The sequence below is a fragment of the Candidatus Cloacimonadota bacterium genome, assembly GCA_034661015.1.
GTDB lineage: Bacteria > Cloacimonadota > Cloacimonadia > JGIOTU-2 > JGIOTU-2 > JAYEKN01.
In genome coordinates, this window is sequence record JAYEKN010000155.1 from 1 (window position 1) to 3,098 (window position 3,098).

5 protein-coding genes are annotated in these 3,098 nt (G+C 35.3%); all 5 read left to right on the forward strand.

The genetic code is table 11. The features are described 5' to 3' along the window. On the forward strand, window positions 1–639 hold a 639-nt coding region (locus U9P79_06075), incomplete at its 5' end, for a Bro-N domain-containing protein (GenBank protein MEA2104189.1). 1,207 nt (window positions 640–1,846) lie between these two features. Continuing rightward, window positions 1,847–2,128, forward strand: coding sequence for a hypothetical protein (locus U9P79_06080; protein MEA2104190.1), 282 nt, complete (start codon window positions 1,847–1,849; stop codon window positions 2,126–2,128). Between the two features lie 87 nt (window positions 2,129–2,215). After that, entirely contained in the window at window positions 2,216–2,419 is a 204-nt protein-coding gene (locus U9P79_06085; GenBank protein ID MEA2104191.1) for a hypothetical protein, read from the forward strand. A gap of 108 nt (window positions 2,420–2,527) precedes the next feature. Further along, window positions 2,528–2,842 carry a hypothetical protein gene (locus tag U9P79_06090; protein MEA2104192.1) on the forward strand — a complete coding sequence of 105 codons (315 nt, stop codon included), beginning with the start codon at window positions 2,528–2,530 and terminating at the stop codon, window positions 2,840–2,842. Between the two features lie 121 nt (window positions 2,843–2,963). Continuing rightward, on the forward strand, window positions 2,964–3,092 hold the full coding sequence (locus tag U9P79_06095; protein ID MEA2104193.1) for a hypothetical protein: 129 nt from the start codon (window positions 2,964–2,966) through the stop codon (window positions 3,090–3,092). The last annotated feature ends 6 nt before the right edge of the window (window positions 3,093–3,098 follow it).

Consider the following 3,098-nt stretch of genomic DNA (forward strand, 5'->3'; position numbering starts at 1 on the left):
TCTGTCAAAAAATCCAGAAACCAAAATGAGTTCGATATTATGAGAAACATGATTGATTCTTTACAGCGAACACAGGAGATTGCTGGTCGAGCCGAAGAGCATGTTAAAAATAATAAGAAAGAAGGTACAATAATGAAATTTACCCACGAAGTATTTGGAGAGTTACGCGCCAAAACAGTTAATGGTGAAATATTGTTTGTTGCTAAAGATGTTTGCGATGCGTTAGGTATATCAAATGTTACAGTGGCGATGAGTAGATTAGACACAGACGAACACACTAAGTTTAGCTTAGGGCGTGCAGGAGAAACTAATTATGTCAACGAATCAGGGTTGTATACTTTGATTATCAGATCCCGGAAACCTGAAGCAAAGAAATTCAGAAGATGGGTTACTAGTGAAGTCCTTCCATCGATTCGGAAGAAGGGGCATTATTCTGTCAAAAAATCCAGAAATCAAAATGAGTTCGATATTATGAGAAACATGATTGATTCTTTACAGCGAACACAGGAAATTGCTGGTCGAGCCGAAGAGCAATCTCAGATTAACAATGAGAGGATAAACGCTCTTGATAATGTAAATGTTAATGGCACGGAGAGACAAAAGTTAAATGGATACGTTCGTAAATATTCAAGAATATAGCTAGCTGCTAGTCCCGATGTTGTTCGCTTAACAGAGGCAATAAATCGGTTGCATCGCCGAGCAGGTTATCAAATTTAGTAAAAATCATAAGGGACCTTTCTTTTAAAGAATTTATTAGCAATGATAATGTAGGATGTTTTCTTGTGCCAAGAATTTCTGAACAGGGGGAGGGGGATTTGCCCTTGAAAAGAATAATAAAATCAGTGTCAAGAAAAAACCCGTGAAATAATTTGATAGGACATGGTGCTAAACATTTTTTTGTCGTTATGAATGACTGGTATTACAATATCTACAAGGGTTCATAGGACCGGCGAAAAACATTTTCAAAAACAAAGTCAAAAAACGGCAAATTTCGCTACGGCTATATCGTGAGTTACTGACGCAACAGGACATGGTGCTAAACATTTTTTTGTCGTTATGAATGGCTGATATTACAATACCTACAAGGTTTCACAGGACCGGCGAAAAACATTTTTGGAAATAATGGGAAAAAACCAAAACCCGCAATATACTATTGATGAGGCATATACGGAATCGACAGGACATGGTGCTAAACATTTTTTTGTCGTTATGAATGACTGGTATTACAATATCTACAAGGTTTCACAGGACCGGCGAAAAACATTTTCAAAAACAAAGTCAAAAAACGTCAAATTTCGCTACGGCTATATCGTGAGTTATTGACGCAACAGGACATGGTGCTAAACATTTTTTTGTCGTTATGAATGACTGGTATTACAATACCTACAAGGTTTCACAGGACCGGTGAAAAACATTTTTGGAAATAATGGAAAAGAAAGAATAATAAAATAGGTGTCAAGAAAAACATCGTTTGGGCAGTAGTAAATAGGTAAAAAATATAGGCAATATGTTAAGGTATATAAAGGCGGATAGTCTATTATTGTTTTGTTGTTCAAAACCGCAAGTTAGTCAATTACCCCCTCTCCAACTAAATCATAGATTTAGGAAGGGGCTTGTAAAAAACCCATATTGACTAGACTAAGCATTCATTTGCTACGTTATTTTAGTTATCATACCTATGAATGATACCTTAGTCCGTGGCTCTGTGTAGGCACTTTAAACAGTTTTGTGAGGTAGAAACGGTCAACCTGTCAATCGGAACGATTGGCGTGAAGAACACCGTAAACCAAGACGCTGACACATTTGTTATGCGTTATAAAATGCCCTGAAAGGGCAAGGAGAAAAAATGAAAGTAACACTTGGTAAAGAAGGATTAGAAAAAACTTGGCAAGAAAGATTCCCCAAAGAAACAAAATGTGTTCATTGTGGAGGAATAGCAAGAATAGGATTTGTAGCACACGAAGGGATTGATGAAAAAGTCATATATCCACGAGATTTTAAACAGTTCGTAACAGATTTTCATGATAATGAAGGAAAAGGTGGTTATTGGCCTCACGATTGCTGTGCGGTAGCTGTATATTTTTGCAAAGAATGTTTAAATACTACGGCTTTATGGAATCAGGCATAAGCTCTTTCAGGGCTTTTGTTTCGTGTAACATTGTTATCTACGACAAGGAAAAAAATGAAAATCAAGCAGGCAAAGTAAGGAAAAATTATGATTATGAATAAAAAATACGGCATTGTTCACGCTTATGCTCAGTGTGATGATTGCGATTGGGATGCAACAATGGACATAACAGCAAAGAATAGAATGCAAAAATTGCGAAACAAAATCTATTCTCATATTAGAAAAACAGGACATTCAGTAACACTTGAAACTGGCAATGTTACCAAATATTATAAAAAAATAATTGAATAATAAAGCAGATAATAGTTTAGTAAAGGTGAACTCTACTCTGTGCTAACCACCAGTAAATCGTTCACCTTGCCTGCTTGACTACTTGTAATAAACCAAAGAAGGGAAATTATGACTAATGAAAAATTACAAAACTTCTTTGAAGAAAATGACTTCAATGTATATTTATTCAAAGAAGATAATATTCAATGTGGTGAAATTGAGAGATGGACTGACGGTGGTGTAGATATGATAATCTTACTTCGCCCATTTGAAGCTAAAGAATTTACTAAGTATGTTGATGATTTTGATGCTGATGAAGAAATTGATCTACATAGACAAGGCAAATTATACAAAAGGAATTTTACTATTCGTAGAAGTTTAGAGGATTTCACAGACTTCCATAATGATTTGAAGAAAGTTTCTAATGAATTAGAAACATTATGATAAGGTCAACAAAAGACGTGGACGATATGGAGTATTTCCAATAGTTACTTGTTTAAATATTGGATAAAATCAAGCATATTTACCGGAAAAATCATATTCAAAGGAAGGCGGTGTCCAAATTATGGAAAAAACGATAAGATTTAGATGGTGGATGGAAGATGGTAGCGAAATCCCGATTATCAAAAGAGACGAACTCGTGGATGATGCCTTTGAGAGAATAGCGGATATGGTAAAAAAAAGGAAATTATAAAAGCGA

Coding starts and splice junctions, on each gene's coding strand:
- U9P79_06080 (MEA2104190.1), top strand. CDS start 1,847: ATGAAAGTAACACTTGGTAAAGAAGGATTAGAAAAAACTTGGCAAGAA.
- U9P79_06085 (MEA2104191.1), top strand. CDS start 2,216: ATGATTATGAATAAAAAATACGGCATTGTTCACGCTTATGCTCAGTGT.
- U9P79_06090 (MEA2104192.1), top strand. CDS start 2,528: ATGACTAATGAAAAATTACAAAACTTCTTTGAAGAAAATGACTTCAAT.
- U9P79_06095 (MEA2104193.1), top strand. CDS start 2,964: ATGGAAAAAACGATAAGATTTAGATGGTGGATGGAAGATGGTAGCGAA.